Annotated in this window: 16 protein-coding genes; 5 read left to right on the top strand and 11 right to left on the bottom strand. The window is 36.9% G+C overall.

Annotated elements, in window-relative coordinates:
- Window positions 1-4: 4 nt before the first annotated feature.
- The 9 genes from FG27_RS09345 to FG27_RS09305 all read right to left on the bottom strand — a co-directional run bounded on the left by FG27_RS09345 (window position 5) and on the right by FG27_RS09305 (window position 13,896).
- The gene (locus FG27_RS09345; protein ID WP_037318305.1) at window positions 5-1,234 is read right to left on the bottom strand and encodes a C40 family peptidase; all 1,230 of its coding nucleotides are present in this window, start codon (window positions 1,232-1,234) and stop codon (window positions 5-7) included.
- 65 nt (window positions 1,235-1,299) lie between these two features.
- Window positions 1,300-2,316: a dipeptide epimerase gene (locus tag FG27_RS09340; RefSeq protein WP_037318303.1), complete on the bottom strand. Its 1,017-nt coding sequence runs from the start codon at window positions 2,314-2,316 to the stop codon at window positions 1,300-1,302.
- Between the two features lie 20 nt (window positions 2,317-2,336).
- A complete protein-coding gene (locus FG27_RS09335; protein ID WP_037318301.1) occupies window positions 2,337-3,785 on the bottom strand; it encodes a sodium:solute symporter in 1,449 nt (482 codons plus the stop codon).
- 6 nt (window positions 3,786-3,791) lie between these two features.
- Window positions 3,792-5,396: a glycoside hydrolase family 10 protein gene (locus FG27_RS09330; RefSeq protein ID WP_037318299.1), complete on the bottom strand. Its 1,605-nt coding sequence runs from the start codon at window positions 5,394-5,396 to the stop codon at window positions 3,792-3,794.
- A gap of 131 nt (window positions 5,397-5,527) precedes the next feature.
- Window positions 5,528-6,859, bottom strand: a complete 1,332-nt coding sequence (locus FG27_RS09325; protein ID WP_037318293.1) for a RagB/SusD family nutrient uptake outer membrane protein — start codon at window positions 6,857-6,859, stop codon at window positions 5,528-5,530.
- A 17-nt stretch (window positions 6,860-6,876) separates the two neighbouring features.
- Window positions 6,877-9,846 carry a SusC/RagA family TonB-linked outer membrane protein gene (locus FG27_RS09320; protein WP_037318291.1) on the bottom strand — a complete coding sequence of 990 codons (2,970 nt, stop codon included), beginning with the start codon at window positions 9,844-9,846 and terminating at the stop codon, window positions 6,877-6,879.
- A gap of 272 nt (window positions 9,847-10,118) precedes the next feature.
- Window positions 10,119-10,937, bottom strand: a complete 819-nt coding sequence (murQ, locus tag FG27_RS09315) for an N-acetylmuramic acid 6-phosphate etherase (protein ID WP_037318289.1) — start codon at window positions 10,935-10,937, stop codon at window positions 10,119-10,121.
- A gap of 25 nt (window positions 10,938-10,962) precedes the next feature.
- On the bottom strand, window positions 10,963-12,531 hold the full coding sequence (locus tag FG27_RS09310) for a beta-N-acetylhexosaminidase (protein WP_037318288.1): 1,569 nt from the start codon (window positions 12,529-12,531) through the stop codon (window positions 10,963-10,965).
- 99 nt (window positions 12,532-12,630) lie between these two features.
- A complete protein-coding gene (locus FG27_RS09305) occupies window positions 12,631-13,896 on the bottom strand; it encodes a sugar MFS transporter (protein ID WP_037318286.1) in 1,266 nt (421 codons plus the stop codon).
- 412 nt (window positions 13,897-14,308) lie between these two features.
- Between FG27_RS09305 and lepA the strand changes: the two genes are divergently transcribed.
- The 4 genes from lepA to FG27_RS09285 all read left to right on the top strand — a co-directional run bounded on the left by lepA (window position 14,309) and on the right by FG27_RS09285 (window position 17,517).
- The gene (gene lepA / locus FG27_RS09300; protein ID WP_037318284.1) at window positions 14,309-16,105 is read left to right on the top strand and encodes a translation elongation factor 4; all 1,797 of its coding nucleotides are present in this window, start codon (window positions 14,309-14,311) and stop codon (window positions 16,103-16,105) included.
- 49 nt (window positions 16,106-16,154) lie between these two features.
- Window positions 16,155-16,355 carry an addiction module protein gene (locus FG27_RS09295; RefSeq protein ID WP_037318282.1) on the top strand — a complete coding sequence of 67 codons (201 nt, stop codon included), beginning with the start codon at window positions 16,155-16,157 and terminating at the stop codon, window positions 16,353-16,355.
- Window positions 16,355-16,657, top strand: a complete 303-nt coding sequence (locus FG27_RS09290; RefSeq protein ID WP_037318281.1) for a type II toxin-antitoxin system RelE/ParE family toxin — start codon at window positions 16,355-16,357, stop codon at window positions 16,655-16,657. Before FG27_RS09295 ends, FG27_RS09290 begins: the two co-directional genes overlap by 1 nt.
- Before the next feature lie 98 nt (window positions 16,658-16,755).
- A complete protein-coding gene (locus FG27_RS09285; protein ID WP_037318280.1) occupies window positions 16,756-17,517 on the top strand; it encodes a YebC/PmpR family DNA-binding transcriptional regulator in 762 nt (253 codons plus the stop codon).
- Here the strand turns inward: FG27_RS09285 and FG27_RS09280 are convergent, their stop codons facing one another.
- Both FG27_RS09280 and FG27_RS09275 read right to left on the bottom strand, forming a co-directional pair.
- Complete coding sequence (locus FG27_RS09280) at window positions 17,518-19,557, bottom strand: cation:proton antiporter (protein ID WP_037318279.1); 2,040 nt, start codon at window positions 19,555-19,557, stop codon at window positions 17,518-17,520.
- 116 nt (window positions 19,558-19,673) lie between these two features.
- Entirely contained in the window at window positions 19,674-21,545 is a 1,872-nt protein-coding gene (locus FG27_RS09275; RefSeq protein WP_037318278.1) for a sodium:proton antiporter, read from the bottom strand.
- 189 nt (window positions 21,546-21,734) lie between these two features.
- Between FG27_RS09275 and FG27_RS09270 the strand changes: the two genes are divergently transcribed.
- The gene (locus FG27_RS09270; protein ID WP_051935807.1) at window positions 21,735-23,519 is read left to right on the top strand and encodes a cation:proton antiporter; all 1,785 of its coding nucleotides are present in this window, start codon (window positions 21,735-21,737) and stop codon (window positions 23,517-23,519) included.
- Window positions 23,520-23,564: the final 45 nt, after the last annotated feature.

Genomic DNA, 23,564 nt, shown 5'->3' with positions numbered 1-23,564 from the left:
AAAATTACATCTTCACTTCCTTAGCTTCTGCAGTTGTAAATAAGTCTGTATTTTTTAGATAGATCAAACCTTTATCTTCTTTGTTTAAAATTCTTTTGGTTCGTAGGTAGCGATTGTAGTTATATTCATCAAAATCTTCGGCTTCAGTATCAAAATTACTGATGTGTACTTCGCCCATGGAGTGTATGAATTTATTATCGCCAATCCACATTCCTACATGAATTACACGTTCTGAAGTAGAATCAGTTGCCGGTCTTCCGAAGAAAAGCAGATCTCCTTTCTCAAGGTTTTCAAAATTCTTGTCGGTATCCACTACATCGCCGGTATGGATTTGTTGCGAAGCGTCACGTGGGATCACCATGCCGTTTAGGAAAAATATCGTTTTGGTATAACCGCTACAATCTACTCCTTTTGGAGAAGTACCGCCCCACAAATAAGGTAATCCCATTAATTTGTAAGAAGTCGCAACCAAATCTTCTTCAGTTTGATCTAAAGAAGTCAGCCAATCCTTATAAGGCTGCGCATAGGCTTTCTCTACAAAGGCTTTCTTTCCATTTGGATATTCTACCGTGTAAAAATTATTTTCCTCGCTTATAAGCTCTAAAATGTTGCCGGCCACAAGATCTGAAACCGTTTGAGAATCGGAATCTGCTTCTGAATAGGAATTTCCGGTAGGTTCAGTGAAGATTAGTTTTTCCTGAGATTTCCAGTTAGAGAATTCCTCTTCGTTCATATTCTCAATTCCACCGTAATCTACCCAGGCCAGGTAACCTTCTGGAGTTTGAATATAATACCAACTTCCTTCTTTTTTATAAACTTTTACCGGCATTCCCAGCGTTGCCTGAGTAACCAATTGTGCAGAGTGTTTTGGCTCATCCCTTAGATTAGCTACGGAAATCTTTACCACCCCGTGAACCTTATTTTCTAAACCTTCGGTATCAGGAAGCACCTGGATGCTATCGGTAAATTTGATGTTTTCTGACTGCAACTTCTCTTTTAAAGCCGCAACCGCTTCAGGATCGTTGGATTCCCCTTTTAACATGTAGGAATCCCCATTTTTTTCGGCTTCAACTTCAAAAAGCGCTACCCGACCATCTGGGGCGTATTCTTTTTTTACCTCAGCAATATGATTTTCAAGCGGATTTTCTTCTTCTTTTTCTTCCTTTTCCTGGCAGGAAGTAAATAAGAAAAGTGTTAACAGAAAGGGTAAATAAGATTTTCTAATTAGTTTCATTGGTAATTATTTTTACTTTTTAAGAAGCTTAGATTCTGAAACGAGTTCAGAATGACGTGATTTTTCTATTTTTCGTATAATTCTACCCCGGTGCCGTTTCTTTCAGGGAAATGTACTTTTTCATCATACACTTTTACACCATCAGCTACATCGTTTTTAATTAAAAGTCCGCCGTCCATGTCTACATAATCCAAAAGTGGCAATAATTGTGCAATTGCTGAAATTCCAACGGTAGATTCGGTCATACACCCTACCATGACTTTTAAACCAAGGGATTTTCCTTTTAAAATCATTCTTTTTCCGGGGGTTAGCCCGCCACACTTGGTGAGCTTGATGTTAATTCCGTGGAAATAACCGGCGCACTTTTCAACATCGCTTTCTTCAATACAACTTTCATCTGCAATAAGTGGCAAAACAGACTCTCTGTAAAGCTTTTGCATGCCTTCCCAATCATTTGCTTTTAAAGGCTGCTCTAAAAATTCAACATTTAATTCTTTTAAAGCTTTGGCGTTTTCTACGGCTTGATCTGCTGTCCACGCGGCATTGGCATCTACCCTGAAAACTGAATTTGTATGTTTTCGTAATTCTTTTACAATCGCAACGTCATCTTCAGTTCCAAGTTTGATCTTATAGAGTGGCCAGGGAAATTCTTTGATTTTCTGTACCATTTGTTCTACGGAATCAATTCCAATAGTATAATTAGTAAGTGGAATACTTTTTAAATTTAAACCCCATAATTGATAAAGCGGTTGCTGATTTCTTTTTCCGTGAAGATCGTGCATGGCGATATCCAGGGCACATAGTGCAAATGGATTTTCTTTTAAATGCGGATACGTTAATTCCCAAAGTTCTTCGGGTTCCAGCAGAATATTTTCAGCAATTAAGCTTTCAATTTTAAGAATATCTGCCTGCATTTTTTCAACACTAACCCCATAATACGAAGTTGCTGTAGCTTCTCCATAACCGGTAAATCCTCGATCGCTTAAAGCAACGATTAGAGTTGGCTGAACATCACGTGAACCGTGACTTATGGTAAAGGTGTTTTTTAATTCGAGATTATATGGATAAAATTTTAGCTGCATATTTTCAGAAAATTATTCAGTTAAAAGGTTTCAACTTTAGCTTTATAGATCGCGAAAAGCCCTAACATCGTGATTGCCGCATTGACCAACAAAATCTCAAATCCGAATTGATAACCCCCAAACCAGCTTTCAGAATTGAAATCTAAAATTACTGAAATTATAGGCGCTAAAATACATACCAAAGGCACCCATTTATCACGAACCGGGTTTTTACTCAATAACCCGTAAGCAAATAAGCCCAATAAGGGGCCGTAAGTAAAACCGGCTACCTTAAAGACGGCGCTTACCACGCTGCTATCATTTAGCGAATTAAAGATTATAATTACTAGAAACATCAAAATTGTAAACCCTATATGAACCAATAATCTTGTCTTCTTCTGATTTTTTTCCTTCTTCTGAATATCTAAAATATCTACACAAAAAGATGTAGTTAACGCTGTTAAAGCTGAATCTGCGCTGGAAAATGCGGCGGCTATAATTCCTAATAGAAAAACAATTCCGGCAAGAATTCCGAAGTGATTTAATGCGAGTAATGGGTAAAGATCATCTGTTCTTTCGGGAATGGCGATGCCCTGATCTATTGCGAATTTGTAAAGCAAAACACCAAGGGCTAAAAACAGCATTGTAGAGAAGAAAAATACGATAGAAAACCAGAAAATATTCTTTTGTGCTTCTCCTTTATTCTTGCAGGTCAGGTTCTTTTGCATCACATTTTGGTCAAGTCCGTTCATTGCGATAGTAATAAATATTCCTGCAAGAAAACTCTTGAAAAATGCATTATTGGAGCGCCAATCCCAGTCAAAAATTGTGGACATTTCACTGTTAGACACTGTGGCAAAAACATCAGTAAATGTTAGTTCCATTTGGTCTACGATCATAAAAATACTAATCACAACCGCCAACAATAAGAATGTGGTCTGAAGGGTGTCTGTCCAGACTATTGTTTTAATTCCGCCTCGAAAGGTGTAGATCCAAATTAAAGCAATGGTGATTAAAACCGTAACCCAAAATGGAATTCCGAAAGCATCAAAAAATGCGATTTGCAGTACCAAGGCCGCTAGAAACAATCTAAATGAAGCGCCTACAGTTTGCGAAATAAGAAAAAATGAGGCCCCGGTGTAATAAGAATTCTGCCCAAACCTGTCTTTTAAATATTCATAGATGGAAATTAATTTCAGTTTATAAAAAAGCGGAATTAAAACCAATGCAATCACAGCATAGCCCACCATATTTCCCATGACAAACTGCAAGTAGGTCCAGTTGGAATTTCCAACTTCCCCTGGAACAGAAATGAAAGTCACTCCAGATAAAGTGGCGCCAACCATTCCATAGGCTACCAGAAACCAGGGAGATTGCCGGTTTGCGGTAAAAAAAGTATTGTTATCGGCCTGTTTTGAGGTAAAATGGCTAATTGCCATTAGCAGCGCGAAATAACCGGCGATAACACCAAAAACGAGGATAGGGCTCATAAGTTATTACTTTATCTCAATTTCTATAAATTCGCTCTGGTTACCAGTTCTATCTACGGCAGTAACTCCAATCTTCTGAAGTTTTCGCTTCTTCTCTCCTACTTCCTTTTGTAAATCCTGACTTCTTTTTTCTGAATTTAAAATCTTATAATCCCAATTTCCGGTTTCGTATTTAAAGTAAACTACCCATTGTTTAATATCGGAATCATTTTCTAATCCCCAGGTAATTTCAATTTTATCACGATTTTCATTGGCGGTAACATTAGGAATTTCTGGAGGGGTATTATCTAACCACGGACTTGGCGGAACCAGCATTTTCTTTTTATACGGACCTTCTTTTATAGCTTTTGCCAGTTCTTCATATTGCAATAACGGAGCAATACTCCAGTGCACAGCACCTTTACTTTCTGGAAGCATTCCGCGGGTAATCATAATTTGGTTGATCACTTCGGTAATATGCATTTGATCACCTTCACCACCAACATTCATTCCAGGCCATAAGTGCCGCTGTTTGGTATTTTCACTTTGCCACCATCCCAAAAGCTCCGGGAAACTTTGTCCTAACTGACTTATTTTCCAGTACAGCTGCGGCGTATAATAATCTATCCAGCCTTCATTTAACCACAGTTTAGCATCTGCATATAATTTATCATACTGGTCATACCCCTGAACAGATTCAGGATAACCAGGGCGCCAAATTCCAAACGGACTTAAGCCGAATTTCACGTGTGGTTTTTCCGCTTTAATTTCCTCATAAATTCTTTTGATGAACACGTTTACACTTTCACGACGCCAATCGCCACGGGAAAGTTCACCGCCTGCAGCTTGATAGGCTCTCCAACTTAGATCGTCGGGAAAATCTTTGCCGTTATTGTAAGAATCGTAAGGATAAAAATAATCGTCAAAATGAACGCCGTCTATATCGTAACGTTTTACGATATCCATCACTACATCGCTGGAGCGATCTTGTGTACCTTTTTGAGCAGGGTCCATCCACCACATGCCGTTTTCCAATTCTACCACAAGATCTGGATTGGTTTTTATAACCGACTTTTCACTGATTTCTTTACCAGAAGTATGATGTGCCCGGTATGGATTTAACCAAACGTGCAATTCTAATCCGCGTTTATGAGCAGCATTCACCCAAAATTTAAGTGGATCGTAATAAGGTTCCGGCGCTTTTCCCTGTTTTCCGGTAAGGTAGTAAGACCAGGGTTCTATTTCACTATCGTAAAGGGCATCAGCCTGCGGACGCACCTGGAAGATTACTGCGTTAAAATTATGCGATTCCAAAAAGTCGAGCAATTCAAGAGCTTCCTTTTGTTGGTCAGAGGTTGAAAGTCCGGGTTTACTGGGCCAGTTGATATTGGCAACGGTTGCAACCCAGGCTGCACGGAATTCCTCGATGTTTTTAGGGGTTTTAGATTCCCAAAATTTAATTGCCGGTTGTTGTTGTTCTAAACTTTCTTCTGCGGGAATTTCTTCTTCTGGTTCGGCCTCTTTTTCAGTTTCCAAAATTTCTTCAGGAACAGTTTCAGAAGTGGTTTTGGTAGATTTACAGGAGTAAATTAGGAGGAGAATGAAAACTAAAATTAGGGCCTTTGGATTCATTGTTTAATTATAAATTGTTACAATTTTCGGTGAAAATAGCGAGAAGTTTGATATTAATATATCGAATTAAATAAATGGGTCTATACTTTTTAAAGCATAGACCCATTTTAATTTAAAAAAAATTGAAATTTTTAAATTTGAGGATCTGTTGGGGTATTAGGATTACTATTTCGCTCTCTTTCAGGATAAGGATAAAAATTTCTATTGCGCTCTTCATCATAATTACCAACGCTTAAACTTGGCTCGGGGCGATTGAAACGCCTACTATCTTCCAGGCTCAACCCGGTTAAAAATAGTTCTGCTCTTCTGTTTTTATAAATTTCCATTAGAATTTCGCTAATTTCATTACTTCCTGAATAAGGCGCCAAATTTGCATTTATACCAAGAGGATCATCTGAATCTGTGCGTACACGATCCAAAGCATTAATTGCTGCATCAATATCCGGGCTATCTTTTCTTAGGTTTGCTTCGGCTATGATTAAATTCATCTCATCTGGAATATAAAGAGGAATAGATTCGGTATTCTCATCAAAAAATCCAGCAAGATCTTCGATAGGTAGTCCATTTTGATTGGTTTCATCTAATGGAATTAAATAGAAATCTATTCGTCCATCTTGTTCATCAAAAACAAACTCTTCTGGAAGACCAAAATTATCTCTGGGCTTAAAATTTGGGGTATTATTTAAATACACTCTTGACCAAATAGGATTAAGATTTATTGCATCGTAACGGAATAAAGAAATTGAACTTTGATCTACATTATTTGCTGCAGAAATAGCTGTTTCATAATCTCCTGAAAATAAACTATATCTTGCGATCATTGCCTGAATACTATTTGAAAGATCAATATTTCCTGCAGTAATTTCTGAGGTAAACTCATCGGAAACAGGATTAGCATTTAATAACGACAAAGCCTCAGTCAACTGGTCAATAGCAAATTCGTAACCTTCCGCCCTACTTACAAAGTTAGCATTGCTATTTTGATCAGTTTCCACAATTACTTGTTCGTAGTTTTGTGCCAAATTACCTATTGCCATTGCTTTAAAAAGTTTTGAAAATGCTAAAAGCCCACTTTGAGTCCCTGGAGCAAGGTCTAAGGAAGGGATATTGGTCTGCAACTCTTCAGAAATTTTCATTATTCTCAAATTCGTACTCCAAAGACCGGAAATATTTGCATTAAAATTAGGCAATGAATTTCCACCATCCTCAAGTTCAATCATATTCTGAAAGGTAGTGGTAATGCCCGCCTCCCTGGTAGTTATTGCTGGAGTTTCAATATTCCAACGCAAAACAGAAGTAGAATATAACTGCTGCATCCCGATGCTGGCAGCAAAAATACCTTCTCTTGAAGAATAAGTTTGCTCATCTGTAGCTTGATTAGGATTTTCAAAGTCGGTTTCACAGGACCAGCTTATAATTACTAGCAAGCTTACTAGTGATAGTTTTAAATATACATTTTTCATTTTTCCAGTGTTTATTATTAGAAGCTTACGTTAATTCCAAATTGATATGTTCTTGGAATAGGCACTGCTCCAAAATCAAATCCTCTTACATTGCCCTGGCCTCCTGTATTAACTTCTGGATCCCATCCGCTATAATTATCCCAGGAGATAAGGTTTCTTCCAACTAAATTGAATCGTACATTATCTATATACTTCATGGGATCTTTAATTGTATAAGATAATGAGACTTCTCTAAGCTTCACAAAAGAACCGTCTTCTACAAATTCTTCAAAGATTCCTGCCTGTGCTCCACCGTAGGCTTTTGGTCTATTTCCTAACAGTTCTTCTCCTACATTAGAACCTCCACCAAAAATTACATTATCTAGTAATCTTCTATTCCAGTTAAAAACATCAAATCCCTGCACAGCATCAAATTGGAATCGGAAATTGAAATTTTTATAAGAAAATTCATTTATAAGGGAGCCAAACCAATCTGGGTTTGGATCTCCAATTACTTTTGCTGTAGATCCATCTTCATTAGTACCACGAACCGGATACCCGGCATCATCTAACACAATTTCTCCACTATTATCTCTCTCATAAAATGAGCCTCTGAAAACTCCTAAGGACTCCCCTTCAATAACATAATTAGTAGAAAAACTTCCAGCTAAAGCAAATTGTTGCCCTGCCACATTTGTTATTTCATTTTCATTACTGGTATAGGTTGTAGAGACATTCCAGTTAAAATTATCGGTTCTAATAGGGTTTGCTCTTAGCATTATTTCAACACCTGAATTTTCCAGGGTTCCAACGCTCTCAAATCGCGATCCAAAACCGGCTGATGGAGCCAACTCTCTATTAAGCAGAAGATCTGAAACTTCTTGCTGATAGTACGTAAATTCAATACCTATTCTTCCATTAAATAAACCAGCATCAAAACCAATTTCTGTTTCAGATTGGCGCTCTGGAGAAGCATCAATATTACCTAACTGCGTACCTAGAATCAAACTATTTTGCCCGTTTATAGAGCCTGGTGTAAAGTTGGTAAAACGACTAAAAGCGGGTAATGCTCCTAAACCACCAGATTGACCCCAGGCTGCACGGAATTTCAACGTATTAAAGGTTTCACCTAAAGATTGCTGCCAAAAATTTTCTTCTGAAATAATATAAGAAAAACCAGCTTTTGCATATAACTGATTTCTTTGGTCTTCAGCAAAAACCGATGATCCATCTGTTCTCAAAGCACCATTTACATATAATTTATTTTTATATCCAAAAGTTTGCTGTACAAAACCTCCCCATAGCGTAAATGGAATTCTGCTCTCTCCCTGTTCTAAGATCCCTCCTGAAGTTGCAGTTTGTACCACAGGCGGCAAACCGGTAGCTTGTATAGAAATTGTTTCTGTTTCCTGAAATTGATAAGTTCCTCCTACAATTGTGGTAGACTCTATATCATCAGAAAGATCTACCGCATAGCTTAAGTTCAAATCACTATTATACTGAAAGTTATTTCTATCAGATCGACGAGCAAAACCATCTCCGATTGAGGACGTATTATTTACTGGTAAAAATGCTGTTGCAGATTGATTATAATAATCTAATCCAAAGACGTAAGAAGCCTTTAAGTTTTCAGTTATATCTGCATCCAATTTGAAGCTTGTAATAAAACGATTGGTTTTATTACCAAAATCAAATCTATTCACAGCTTCAGCAGGATTGGTCCTAGGCACTAATAAAGAAGTTACCGGATAAACACCAGATTCATTAGGTGCAGGGTTGATTGAATTATCGCTAAATAAGAATCCCGTTATAGCACCATAAGCGGCATTAATACCCCCATTGGGTACATCCTGACTGGTACTTCTGGAATAATTAAAATCTCCAGTAACTTTTAGCCAGTCAAAAGCTTGTTGAACAATGTTTGTTTTAAAATTAACCCTGTTAAAATCGGTATTTTTAACTATACCCTCATTATCCGTTTGAGAGGCTGAAACATAATATTGTGTATCATCATTACCTCCACTTATGGAAAGATAATTTTCAATACCAATGCCTGTCTCAAAAATCTCATCTTGAAGATTAAACCTTTCTGTAGGTACCGTATTTAAGTTATTTCTATCAAATGGATCTTCCCAGGCTAAGGGTGCTGTGTTATAATCTATCTCTTTTCTAAGGCTGCTGGTTCGAATACTTGAATTAAAATTAAATTTAGTCTCTCCAGATTTTCCTTTTTTAGTAAAAATTTGTACTACCCCGTTATTAGCTCTCGATCCATATATAGCAGACGCTGCAGCCCCTTTTATAACTTCTATTCGTGCAATATCTTCGGGATTTAAATCGGCTAATCTATTTTGGGAGTTACCACCAATATCAACTAATTCATTACTGGAATTATTAAGAATCACGCCATCTAAAATATAAAGAGGCTGATTTCCTCCTAAACTACTTGCACCTCTTAACACTACAGAAATTCCTCCCGCAGGATCACCAGAATTTTGTGTTACTAATGCACCGGTAATTTTTCCCTGAAGGGCCTGGTCTACCTGAACAGAAGCATTATTGGTCAGGTTATCGGCATCTACAGAAGATAGGTTAATAGCTAAGGCCCGTTTATTTGTACCAATTACGTTTCCTGTAATCACAACCTCATCTAAGTTTAAAAGATCTTCCGTTAACTCAAAATTTGTTGTTATCATATTGTTAGGCCCTAATTCTAATTGTACTCGCTGCGTCTTAAAGCCAATATAATCCGCTATTAAGGTATAATCTCCCTCTTCTAAGGTTGCAGTAAAAGAGTAATTTCCATCAAAATCGGTAGACGCCCCTCTGTTCGTGTTTTCCAGGAAAACTGAAACCCCAGATAGTGGTATATTTGTATTTTTATCGGTAACAGTACCTTCAAAGGTGTACTCTGTAGTTTGTCCCAATACATTTAAACTGTAAATAAAAAATAAGGCAAATAAACTTACCTTATAATATTCATTTCTTGATTTTAGAAGTTTTTTCATAGTTTAAAATTTTCTATTTATGTTAACTTCTCTTTCCTGTGCCCATACCTGTATTGAAAACAAGCAGAGCAAAATTAAAATTGGTTTACGAAATCGTTTTTCCATAATAAAATATTTAAGCTGTTAGCAGTGTGAAAGTGTAAATTAGTTCATCAAGTGTTAAAAAATAGTTATTAATCTATGCCTTAAAGATATAATATTAATTAAAAGAATAAAATATTCGTTAATTTTTTTTATCAACAGTTAAACTTAAATAAAAAAATTGATAAAGTCTATTTCTTATAACAATTTTTAATCGCTGCCCGAACACTCCCGTATTCCTGAAGTAAACGAGCTGCCTGGTCTTCTTCAACATTCAATTCTTCCATGATCATTCTCGTGCCGCGGCCTACTAATTTTTTATTAGAAAGTTGCATATCTACCATTTTATTGCCTTTAACCCGCCCTAATTTTATCATTACAGAAGTAGAAATCATATTTAAAACCAGTTTTTGAGCAGTGCCGGCCTTCATTCTTGTACTACCGGTAACGAACTCGGGTCCGGTTATTACTTCGATGGGAAATTCACTGGCTTGCGCTAAAGGACTACCTGAACTACAGGTAACGCAACCTGTTGCTATTCCATTTTCTCTGGCCTTCTGAATTCCGCCAATAATGTAAGGCGTGGTACCAGAGGCTGCAATTCCAACCAAAACATCTTTTTCAGAAATTTTATATGGCTCGAGATCGCTCCAGGCTTGTTCTGTATCATCTTCAGCATTCTCTACAGCATTTCTAAGTGCCGTATCTCCGCCGGCAATTAAACCAATTACCATTTGATCTGAAACTCCAAAAGTTGGCGGACATTCTGATGCGTCTAAAACCCCCAGCCTACCGCTTGTTCCTGCGCCAATATAAAATAACCTTCCTCCTGTTTCCATTTTGGAAACGATTTCATCTACCAGTTTTTCAATAGCCGGAATTTGCTTCTCTACACTATCAGGAACCGTTTTGTCCTCTTTATTAATATTGCTTAATAAGTTTGAAGTACTCATTTTCTCCAAATCATTATAATTTGAAGTCTTTTCTGTATCTGGATTTCTATTTTCCATAGTTAATTTAGCTTATAATTGATCACTATTCCTTCGGCATAAAACCTGAAAAAACGCCCTTTTTACGTTCGCTATTCCAATTTACTTCAGGACTTTTAAAATAATTCACGTTCATATAATCCAGGCGTAAACCATGTTTCCCAAGCCGTTCTAAAAAATTATTGTAATTCTTATTTTTATCTTCACTCCAGCCAACTTCAGCCATTGCTATTGTTCGTGGCCAAAACCTATCATCGGCTGCTTCATTAGAAAGCACTTTTTCTGTCCAAACCGGCGCTTCTACTCCTATCGTATTGGGGTTATTAGATTTAAACGTGTATGCGTCTCTTAAAGAAACCCCTCTTTCCTGGCACCAATTATTGGTAAATTCCTGTCCCGGAATATTGGCGTGATCAAAATAAAAACTCGAACAAATAGATTCTACTACCGGGGTATTAACCACACTTTCAGTTTTGCCATTCCAACGCTGACTTATCAAGGTGGGATCAACTTGAGCTTGCGTCACTTCTTCCCAACCAATACTTGTTTTTCCTAAACCTCGAACTATAGAATCTGCTTTCACCACGAATTCCTTATAGCGTTCATCTTTAATTTCATCGCCGCCAATATGCAAATAATCGCCTGTTGTTATCTCTGCCATTTCTCCTAAAACTGTAGCAACAAAATCATAGATTTCCGGTTTTTCGAGACAAAGCTTGCTCCAGCCCACTTTATATTCATGGAATAACTCTGGCGGAGTTGCCATTCTGGGTTCAATGTTGGAAAATTCCTCACAATTTAATTCAGGATAGGCCATTAAAGCAGAATAAATATGGCCAGGCATATCAATTTCAGGGACTATTACAATATTTCTTGCTTCGGCATATTCCTGAATTTCCTTATATTCTTCCTGGGTTAAATATCCAGACCGGCCACCTTTTACAGCGCCTTTACTTCCAAGTTCAGTAAGTTTCGGTTTTTCCTTAATTTCTATACGCCAGCCCTGGTCATCGGTTAAATGTATATGAAGCCTATTTAATTTGTAAAAAGCCATTCTATCAATATGCATTTTGATATAATCTGGACCAAAAAAACTACGGGCGATATCCAGCATAGAACCGCGCCACTCGTATTTTGGACGATCGGTAATTGATACCTGCGGAAGTTTAATTTCTTCGGAAATCTTTTCATTTTCAATTTCCGAAGGAAACATTTGGCGTATGGTTTGAATCCCATAAAATAATCCTGCTTCTGAAGCTGCTTTTAAACTCACTACACTTGAAGAAATATCTAATTGATAACCTTCTATCCCTAAATTTTCTTCCAGGTTTGGATCAATTTTAAGGCTAAAACCGTTACAATCTTCTCCTTGCATAGTAGAGCTTTGCGCAGACGTATTTTGCAGCAATCTATGCAGCCAGGCAGCCGATGCTTCTGCACCGGAACTAAAACAAACCACTGTTCTTTCCTGAAGTGTAAAGAAACCTTCTTTCCACTCAATTTCTGCCGGCTGCGGGATGATTGCCGGTTTTTCAGCTTCGGGTTCTTGTGCGGAAGAACCCAGCTGAAAAAACACTAAAAAGAGAAAACTAATACCAAATTTTAAGCTTTTCATATTAAATATTTTATCGAATAATTGAGATTTAAATACTTTTAATCTTAGCCACAAATTAAAATTTAGTTAACTAAAAAAGCTTTTGAGCTTTTGCCAGTGTTACTTTACCTTATGTCCTTTTGCAGCGAAATACCAGATGTACAGATAACTTGGGATTACAATCCAGTAAGCAGACTGCGGATCAAAAGTATCTGCCAGGTAGCCGTAAATAAGCGGTAAAATAGCTCCCCCGGCAAGAGCCATAATTAAGAACGAAGAGCCCATTTTTGCAAATCTACCTAATCCATGAAGTGCCAGTGGCCAAATTGCGGGAAATACCAGAGCATTTGCTAAACCTAAAAGTGAAATACAAAGCACTGAAATATACCCATCGGTAAAAATTGCACAAAGTCCGAGGATGATTCCTAGAATTCCTGAAATTTGCAATGCTTTTTGCTGACTAATATATTTTGGAATGGCTACCGTACCAATTAAGTAACCAATAATCATTGCAATTAAAGTGTAAGTGGTAAAGTATTTGGCGACATCTGTAGAAATATTGTGCGCATCACGTGCGTAGCTAATTACGGTATCTCCCGCAATAACTTCCACCCCTACATAAAGGAACATGGCCAGAGTACCAAATAACAAATTTGGAAACTGAAGCACACTGGTTTTACTTTTATTAGCAGCAGCGAGCGTATCATCTTCTCCATCGGTTTCAATTTCAGGAAGTGCAGAATAGTAAATAAGCACAGAAAGACCTACTAATATCACTGCCATTATAACATAAGGTGTAATTACAAGAGAAGCGAGTTTATCTAATTCTGCTGCTTTTGCTACTGCGCCCATTCCTTCAAGCCTGGCTTCTACAGCATCCATATTTTTCAATAAAATCGCACCAAAAATAATTGGAGCTAAAGCACCGGCTACCTTATTACAAATACCCATGATACTAATTCGTTTAGCCGCACTTTCAATAGGACCTAGAATAGTGATATATGGATTTGCCGCAGATTGGAGTAAAGCCAAACCGGTTCCCTGGACAAATAAACCGAATAGGAACATCGCGTAGGTTCTGGATATCGCGGCGGGAATAAAAATTAAAGCTCCAATCGCCATAACTACAAGACCAAGAGACATTCCATTTTTAAAACCTGTTTTTTTCAGTACCCATGCAGAAGGTATTGCCATCACGAAATAGGAAATATATGAAGCAAAGGCAACAAGATAGGATTCAAAATTATTTAATTGACTGGCAGTTTTTAGAAAAGGAATGAGAACAGAATTTAACCAGGTTACAAATCCAAAGATGAAAAAAAGTACACCAATTATAACGATAGATCTACTGGTGTTGTTCTTGTTAGTTGCGGTTTCAGCAGCCATAAGTGAATATCTTAATATTTGTTAGCATTATATTTAGGTTAAACTTAACGCCTTTTTAATAAAAATCTAACAAAATTGTTCCTTACAAAAAAAAGAAACTTTTTTATAACCATTATACACTTAAGTAACTTTTTTTATAATTAACTAAAAGATTAATCAATTTTTTATTTAAATGGATTTTAAGAAAATAATGTTTGAATTTTTGCTTTATACAATTCTTATATTCCATCTTTCTTTTTAGGACTATGAAATAAACTATATTTGTAAACTTAAATTTGTTGATTACTTTTTACTCTATAATCGAGAGTAAATACGCCGAGGCTTGCCTCGAATTGAAAAAGAGACTTCCAATTCATATGTCTAGGGCTTACTCCCGAGGTTTTTGATGGAATTCAATAATTAAAATTACCTAATGAAACATATAAGAAACTTCTGTATAATCGCCCATATTGACCACGGAAAAAGTACCCTGGCAGACCGTTTACTGGATTTCACCGGTTCTGTAACCGATCGTGAAAAGCAGGAGCAGCTCCTTGATAGTATGGACCTTGAACGTGAGCGTGGAATTACTATTAAAAGTCACGCGATACAGATGGATTATGAATACGAAGGCGAAAAATATGTTTTGAACCTTATCGATACTCCGGGCCACGTAGATTTTTCTTACGAAGTTTCCCGTTCTATCGCAGCTTGCGAAGGCGCTTTATTAGTTGTAGATGCAGCACAGAGTATACAGGCACAAACTATTTCTAACCTTTATCTTGCCCTGGAAAACGATTTGGAGATTATTCCGGTGCTTAACAAAGTAGATTTGCCAAGTGCCAATCCAGAAGTTGTGAGTGACGATATCGTAGATCTTCTTGGGTGTGAACATTCAGATATTATCCCCGCCAGCGCAAAAACCGGCCTGGGAATTGAAGAAATACTTGCCGCTATTATTAAAAGAGTTCCGCCACCAAGCGGAAAAGTAGACGCCCCTTTAAGAGCTTTGATCTTTGATTCGGTTTACAACCCATTTCGAGGTGTAGAAACTTATTTTAGAGTAATAAACGGATCTATTAAAAAAGGGCAGAACATAAAATTTGTTGCTACAGATAAAAATTATTTTGCAGACGAGGTAGGAACGTTACGTTTAAAGCAATTCCCAAGGCAGGAAATTAAAACCGGTGATGTAGGATACCTTATCACTGGAATTAAAGATGCGCGGGAAGTAAAAGTAGGTGATACTATTACCGATGCTAAAAACCCAACTACAGAAGCAGTAGCCGGTTTTGAAGATGTAAAACCTATGGTATTTGCCGGGATTTACCCCGTAGATACCGAGGATTATGAAGAACTACGTAGCTCTATGGAAAAGCTTCAGTTAAACGATGCTTCATTAGTATTTTTGCCTGAAAGTTCTGCTGCATTAGGCTTTGGTTTCCGTTGCGGATTTTTAGGAATGCTTCACCTTGAGATTATTCAGGAGCGATTGGAGCGAGAATTTGATATGACGGTAATTACTACTGTGCCTAACGTATCTTATAATGCATTTACCAATAAAAATCCAGATGATCTGATACTGGTTAATAACCCGTCGGACCTTCCGGAACCTTCTTCTTTAAATCGTGTAGAAGAGCCTTATATAAAAGCCACCATTATCACCAAATCTGATTATGTAGGGAATGTGATGTCACTTTGTATTGAAAAACGAGGAGAAATCACTAATCAAACCTACCTAACCACAGAGCGTGTAGAGCTTTCTTTTGATATGCCTTTGGCAGAAATTGTTTTTGATTTCTACGATAGGCTAAAAACTGTTTCTCGAGGCTACGCTTCTTTCGATTATTCGCCAATAGGAATGCGCCAGTCAAAACTGGTGAAAGTAGATGTTTTACTAAACGGAAATATAGTTGATGCGCTCTCTGCCCTACTTCACGTAGATAATGCCTACGATATTGGGAAGAAAATGTGTGAAAAACTAAAAGAATTAATTCCAAGGCAACAATTTGATATTCCAATTCAGGCAGCTATTGGGGCTAAAATAATTGCCCGTGAAACCGTAAAAGCACTTAGAAAAGATGTTACCGCAAAATGTTACGGGGGTGATATTTCCCGTAAAAGAAAACTTCTTGAAAAGCAGAAAAAAGGTAAAAAACGTATGCGCCAGGTAGGAAATGTGGAAATCCCACAGGAAGCATTTATGGCGGTATTAAAGCTGAATGATTAGAAAATTGGTTATTAGGTAATTTCGTATCTTTAGTTGAAAATTAAGGACTATGGATCTTGTAAATAGAAAATATAACTTAATTCAAGAGCTCACTAAAGTTAAAGATGAGCGGGTTATAGAAAATATTGAAAAAATTCTATGTCCTGATATTACAACTTCGCAAAAAGAAGAACTCGATAATAGAATAAAAAGCTTTGAAAAAAATCCCGAAAATCTTTCAGATTGGGATAGTTTTAAAGAAACCTGGTAATGGCTTTTTCGGTAAAATTCTTAGCTGAAGTTAAAACCGATTTGGCGGAAGCTAAAAAATACTACTTAAAAAAAGGAGGAACTTTACTTTCAGAAGATTTTAAAGCAGAAATAAATTCTGAAATCGATTATATCCGCAAATTCCCTGAACATTACCAAGTTCAATACCAAAATCTAAGGCGAGCTCTCGTTACAAAATTTCCCTATGCTATTTTCTATCAAATTTCAGAGAACACTTTGATCATTTTCGCAATTCTTCATACAAGTCAGGAATATAAAAAAGCATATAAAAGAAGTAAGTAATTTCAATTGATCACACAGATATCTCTGGAATAAGAGATGTTTTTTCGGTTTTCTACATTTTATTAATTTTGTAAGTCTACCAATTAAAGACTAAAAAAATGGCCGGACATAGCAAATGGGCGAATATAAAACACCGAAAAGGTGCGCAAGACAAGAAACGTGCAAAACAATTTACTCGTGCTATAAAAGAAATTAGCGTTGCGGTAAAAGAAGGCGGCGGGCCAGATCCTGAATCCAATCCTGCGCTTCGTAATGCAATTTCTAATGCCAAGGGTATAAACATGCCCAAAGACACCATAGAACGCGCTATAAAGAAGGCCAGCGGCGCTGATGCCGATAATTATGAACTGGTAACCTTTGAAGGCTACGGCCCTAACGGAATCGCTTTTTTTATTGAATGTACTACCGATAATACAAATAGAACCGTCGCTTCAGTTCGCTCAACCTTTTCTAAAAACGGCGGAAACCTGGGGACTAACGGTTCACTGGAATTCCTTTTTGATAAAAAAGGTGTTTTTACCATCGAAAGAGAAAAGATCGAAATGAATCTTGAAGAGTTTGAGTTGGAACTTATTGAAGGTGGCGCATCAAAAATTGAGAAAGATGAAGACTTTATTACCATCTATACCGCTTTTACTGACTTTGGATTAATGTCTTCAAAACTTGAAGCGCTGGAAATTGAAGTTAAATCTTCTGAAGTGCAGCGAATTCCCATGAATACTGTTGAATTACCCGTAGAAGACGCTAAAAAAATTCTTGATTTAGCTGAAAAGTTTGAAGAAGATGATGATGTTCAAAACGTTTATCACAATCTGGAAATTTCCGATGAATTGGTTGAAGAAATGGAAAAAGAAGCTTAATTATTTTTCCTGCGGATAGACAATAATTTTAGTATTTTCTCTAAAATAGGTCGCCATTTTTAATGGAATTTCCTCCAGGATTCCCCGGTGGGCAATAGCTCCAGAACGAGCAGAAATAAGCATAATAATATCTTCTGGTTTAAGGTTTTTAGAAATAATTAGAAAATCTTCCCAATTATTAAATTCCTGAAATTCAAACGGAGCCTTTAACTTGAGCTTTTCTGCCAGTTTTTCTATAGCCACCTGGGTTGTGGTATCGCAATATAATGTAATGGGAATACTAAGCTCTTCAGAGAATTTAATCACCTTCTTCACCCAAAGCTCAAAACCTGCCATTTCAGAAGATCTTGGGGATGCGGCTACCACTAATCTTTCGTGAGTAGCCCAGGGAGTATGGGTTTCGCAAATAAATATTGTATTTCGCGTACCCCGAATGATTCCTGCCATCTTATCACCAATTATATCATTGGCATCGGTAGAGCTTGTTGGCCAGCCCAAAACCATAAAATCGGCTATTAATTCACGGGATTTACGAGCAATTCCATTAGCTACATCCTGGTCTATAGTGGCGGTTACCTCAACATCGGTTTCAGAAGCCGAGGCCTGTTTTACAAAATCCTCGAGTTTATTCTCGGCTTGCGCAATGTTTACTTCGGCTTCTTCATCATTAGGAACCACCGATAAAATAGAGACAGGATGATCTGAATTTTTGTCTTTAATAAGTATTGAAAACTCTAAAAGCTTATCAAAATTCGTGATGTTGGCTAAAGGCAAAAGAATTTTTTCTTTTTTATAATTCTCTGAATTTTTAATGGCTTCAGGATCTACTGTTTGATTTTCTTTTGCAAGTCTAATGGCTGCTTTTTCTGTAGCAAAAGTGGCGACTATAGAAGTGATAAGAATTAAAATAATTGTTCCGTTAAGGATATTTTTATCAATAATTTCGGCATTATAGCCCACTAGAATTACAGCAAGTGTAGCTGCAGCGTGACCACTGCTCAAACCAAAAATCACTTTTCGCTGGGAAGCAGAATATTTAAATGCCAACTGGGTAAAATAAGCTGCTATCCATTTTCCTGAAATTGCAACCGCAGATAGGGTTAGGGCTACAACAATGGCCATATAACCACTTAGTATCACGCTAATATCTACCAGCATCCCAACACTTATCAGGAAAAAAGGAATAAACAGGGAGTTCCCCATAAATTCAATACGGTTCATAAGCGCAGAAGAATGCGGGATTAATCGGTTTAATGCTAAGCCTGCAAGGAAAGCGCCAATGATATCTTCTACACCAGCTAATTCTGCTAAAAAAGCGGCTAGAAATACCACGGTTAGTACAAATATATAGTGCGAATGTTTTTCTTTTTCAAGGCGTGTAAAAAACCATTTTGCGATTTTGGGAACCAGGTAAAACATAATCGCACAAAAAATAGTGAGCGAGACTACCAGTCGAATCCAAAAATCCATGGTAAGTCCGCCATCCTGTGCATTGCCCATAATAACGGCAAGGATAATAAGCACAGCAGTATCGGTAAGGATGGTACCTCCAACGGTAATTGCAATAGCTTCATTTTTAGCTACCCCAGCTTTGCTTACAATTGGGTAAGCAATAAGGGTATGAGTTGCGAACATACTGGCCGTTAAAAAACTGGCATTAAAATCGTAACCCAATAAGTAAAAACACACCGGAAAGCCTATTATTAAAGGTATTGCGAATGTAAAAAACCCGAAAAGAAAACTTTTATTTCGGTTTACCTTGAACTGGTTCATATCCAGCTCTAAACCGGCAATAAACATGATGTATAGTAAACCTATCTTTGAGAAAAGATCTATGGCAGTATTTTGCTCAAGTAGACCCGTACCAAAAGGTCCAATAATAATTCCTGAAATAATTAAAACAATTATTCCGGGGATATTTATTTTTCGCAATAAAACCGGTGAAATAAGAATTATAAGCAGAATAAGTGAAAAAACCAGTACGGGATTGCTTAAAGGTAATTCAAATTCATGTTGCAGAATTTCCAGAAATTCGTTCATTTCATACCAGTTTAGAAGAAAATTAAAGATCCTCAAATATAGAGGAAAATGATATTAAAATGTGAGAACTAATTTTCTATAACCAATAGATATTTTTTGTTCTAAATGTTGAAATTTTAATCCTTATCACTATCTACAATTTCTTCATAATCCTCTTCAAGCTTTTCTTCCCGCTGAATTTTCTTTCCTAAATAAACCAGCTGATTATTTTCCTGAATATCTACTTCAGAACTATGTGATGGAATTATAGTTAAATTTCCTTCTCCATTTTTTACAAAAAGTGGTACAATATCCGGGTCTGTTTTAGAAATTTCAATAAGACCTTCATAGTGTTCTTTACTGTTTAAAGTTACCTCGTGAATTTTTGGGAACTTCCTGGAAACTTCGGTAAGTTTAATATAATCATCGGTATGTGAAAAAAGACCTTCTGTAGGGTTTAACTCAGGATTATTCATTTCATCGCTGGTAATTACCCTAAATGATCCGTTCTCACCAAATTGCTTTTTAAATTTTGAAATTGCTGTTTTATTAATATCGCTATTTCCCGTTAGTGCCATTACATAACCTATATCGTTTAATTCAATATTATTCATAAGGTCATCTGAATAAACACTGCCTTCTATAGCATCAATACCAATTTCTCTGGATTTCTTTATATTATCACCATTATTATCGAGCAAAACCACGTGGCGCTTATTATCCTGTAAATATTTTCCTATCAACCTTGCGATAGAAGAAGCGCCTATAATTAAAATTCCCTGGGAATCCTTAATAAAAACACCTACCAACCTTGCAAAAAGTCTCGCTGTTGCAGCATTTAATAAAACTGAACAAAGCACGATCATAAATACCAATGGTGTAATATATTCTGCACCTTGGATGCCTTCTCTCGCGAGTCTTAAACCGAAAAGAGACGCAATTCCTGCTGCCACAATACCTCGTGGTCCCACCCAGCTTATAAAGGCCATTTCGTTAATTTTCAACCCAGAACCTATTGAACTTAATACAACACCAATGGGTCTAATTAGTAACACCACAACCCCAAAAAGTATAAGTGAATTCCAGTTAAAAACCAGTAAAAGTTCTTCAATTTCAATATTTGCTGCAAGTAGTATGAAAAGTATCGAAATCAATAAAACGCTAAGAGATTCTTTGAAATATAGTAATTCCTTAATATTGGGTAATTTTTGATTTCCCATTACCATTCCCATAATCACCACCGCCAATAGTCCGCTTTCATGAGCAAAGGTATCTGCCAGTACAAAAACCCCTAAAACGGTTGCAAGAATGAAAACATTGAGCAAATAATGCGGAATAATTTGCCTTTTAATTAAAAAAGCCAGTAAGTGGGCAAAAGTAAAGCCGAAGGTAAAGCCAAATAACAAGATCTTACCAAACTCTATGAGTGCCGTCTGGGTAAAGTCCTGCCCACCTTCTACCCTAATAAATTCAAACATTAATACAGAAATCAATGCACCAATAGGATCTATAAGAATTCCTTCCCATTTTAAAATGGAAGAAACATGGGTCTTAAGAGGTATATTTCTAAGAATAGGAGAAATAACGGTAGGTCCCGTTACAATAATCAGTGCTGAAAATAGAAATGAAATTTGCCAGGAAAGATCAAATATAAAATGCGCTGCCAAACCTGCTCCAAGAAAAGTGACTATTGTACCCACACTAATTAGTTTCAGGATCACCGGGCCAATATTTCCTACTTCACTTTTTCTAAGGGTTAAACCGCCTTCAAAAAGAATTACTGAAATAGCCAGGGAGACAAAATAGAATAAACTTTCCCCGGGGAACAGCCCTTCAGAACCATTCCAAATTGGTTCTACCCACTTGGTGCCGTCCTCACTTATTAAAGTTGAGATTGGCCCAACTAAAAGACCAATTAAAATAAGCGGTAAAATTGCAGGGGTTTTAATCTTCCAGGCCAACCATTGGGCAAGGATTCCCAAAATTACCAAACTTGCAAGTTCTAACATGCTTTAAAGTATTTGAACTGTAATTTGTTAATTACAAAAATAGCCCGATTTAATCGCAACATTGTAAGTTATTCAAGCTTTTTGAGCTAAAATGTAAATTAATTAGGTTTCAAATTTATTTAGTGTTCATAATTCATTAAATGTGGTAAAATATTAATATTTTGTAAAGCCAACCACTAAATTATTTATATGGAAGAATTAAACATTCTAAATCTCCTAATCATTTTATTTAGTGCCTGGATAGGTGGCTCAGCTGCTAAAAAATTAGGATACCCGGCAATTTTAGGTGAACTTATTATTGGAATTATTCTGGGACCGGCCCTTTTAGGTCTGCTGGAAACCTCTGAAATGATCAATGTGCTAGCAGAGGTTGGTATTATTCTTCTCATGGTTTACATTGGCATGGAAATTAACTTTAGAGACCTAGGAAAGGCTTCCTGGCCTGGACTTTTAGCCGCTGTGGGTGGGTTTATAGTACCTTTTGTTCTAGGTTATTACACTATTATATATTTTGGCGGAACACAAATGGCCGCCATTTTTGTGGCCATTGCAGTAGCCGTCACCTCACTCGCAACCAAGAGCAGGATCCTGGTAGATCTAAAATTACTCAACACCCGAATTGCCTATGTACTTATGGCGGGAGCTTTGATCTCTGATACGCTCGCATTGGTAATTTTCGCCGGGATTATTAGCTATGTAGATGCAGGGAGTATCGATACCCTGGGGCTGGCGTGGGTTGCTGGAAAAGCTATTCTATTCTTCATATTTACTGCGCTTGCAGGAATTTATTTGTTGCCATTATTGGGTAAATACTTGATGAAAGCAAATATTAACAGCCGCACCCTTCATTTTACCCTGATTTTAATTATTGTTCTCGGTTTTTCAGAATTGGCAGAAGTAGCCGGTTTACATAGTATTTTAGGGGCATTTATGGCTGGTTTATTTATTAGAGATGGTGTGTTTAATAGGCAGATTTCAAAAGATATTAACCACATATTTCACGATATTTCTATAGGATTTTTAGCTCCTATTTTCTTTGTTTCGGCAGGGTTTAATGTGACTTTGGAAGTTTTTCAAACAGATCTTGCAATGTTAATCGTAGTGACACTTATGGCAATGGTAGGAAAAATTGTGGGTACTGCCTTATTCTATCTTCCAAGCGGCTATGGTTGGCGAGAAGGAATTACTGTAGGAACCGGAATGAACGGTCGTGGTGCGGTAGAAATCATTATCGCGGGAATAGGCTTACAAATGGGAATAATTACTTCAGAAATCTTTTCTATCCTGGTTTTTATGGCAATTTTCACCACCCTTACAGTTCCGCTTTTTCTAACCTGGACCACCACCTGGCTTAGAAACCGTGGCGAATTGGTGCATCAGGAATCCAGGGAGGGATATATTATTTTAGGAGCTAACCCACTAGGATTATATCTTGCAAAGCATCTTAAAGATAAAAATGAAGTATTAATTATAGATGCTAACCGGGAAATGGTTGCTGAAGCTAAAAATCAAGGTTTCGATAGTATGTATGGGAATGTTTTGAAAGAAGAAACCCTTGAAGATGCAAAAGCTATTGAAAAAGGGACATTTATCGCTCTTACCGGAAATAGTGAAATAAACTTTTTGGCCGCTCAATTAGCCGACGATGCATTTTATATTCCAAAGAAAATAGTGCTGGTATCCCCAAGTGAAACCGGTGCCGATGTAGATATGCTCGATAAAATTAATGCAACTTCACTTTTTGCCAATAAAACTGAACTTAAACCCTGGGCCAGAAAAATAACAAATGGAGATTTTGAAGAAAAAACTCAAACCATTAAGGAGGAAATTTCTACACGAGATTGGGTGAAAAAACATAAAGATGATAAAAATTCTATCCTACCCTTTTTTGTTATTAATGCTGAAGGTGTGAAGAGGCCGTTTCATTATAACGATATTATCGAAGAGAATGAAAAAGTGCTCTATTTAGAATAATTGTTTAATTAGGCAGTTATAAAACCCATCAGCTAACAGAATTTT

The sequence above is a fragment of the Salegentibacter sp. Hel_I_6 genome, assembly GCF_000745315.1.
Classification (GTDB): Bacteria; Bacteroidota; Bacteroidia; order Flavobacteriales; family Flavobacteriaceae; genus Salegentibacter.
The sequence above is the reverse complement of the archived record's forward strand: the minus strand, read 5'-3'. Positions and strand labels throughout refer to the sequence as shown.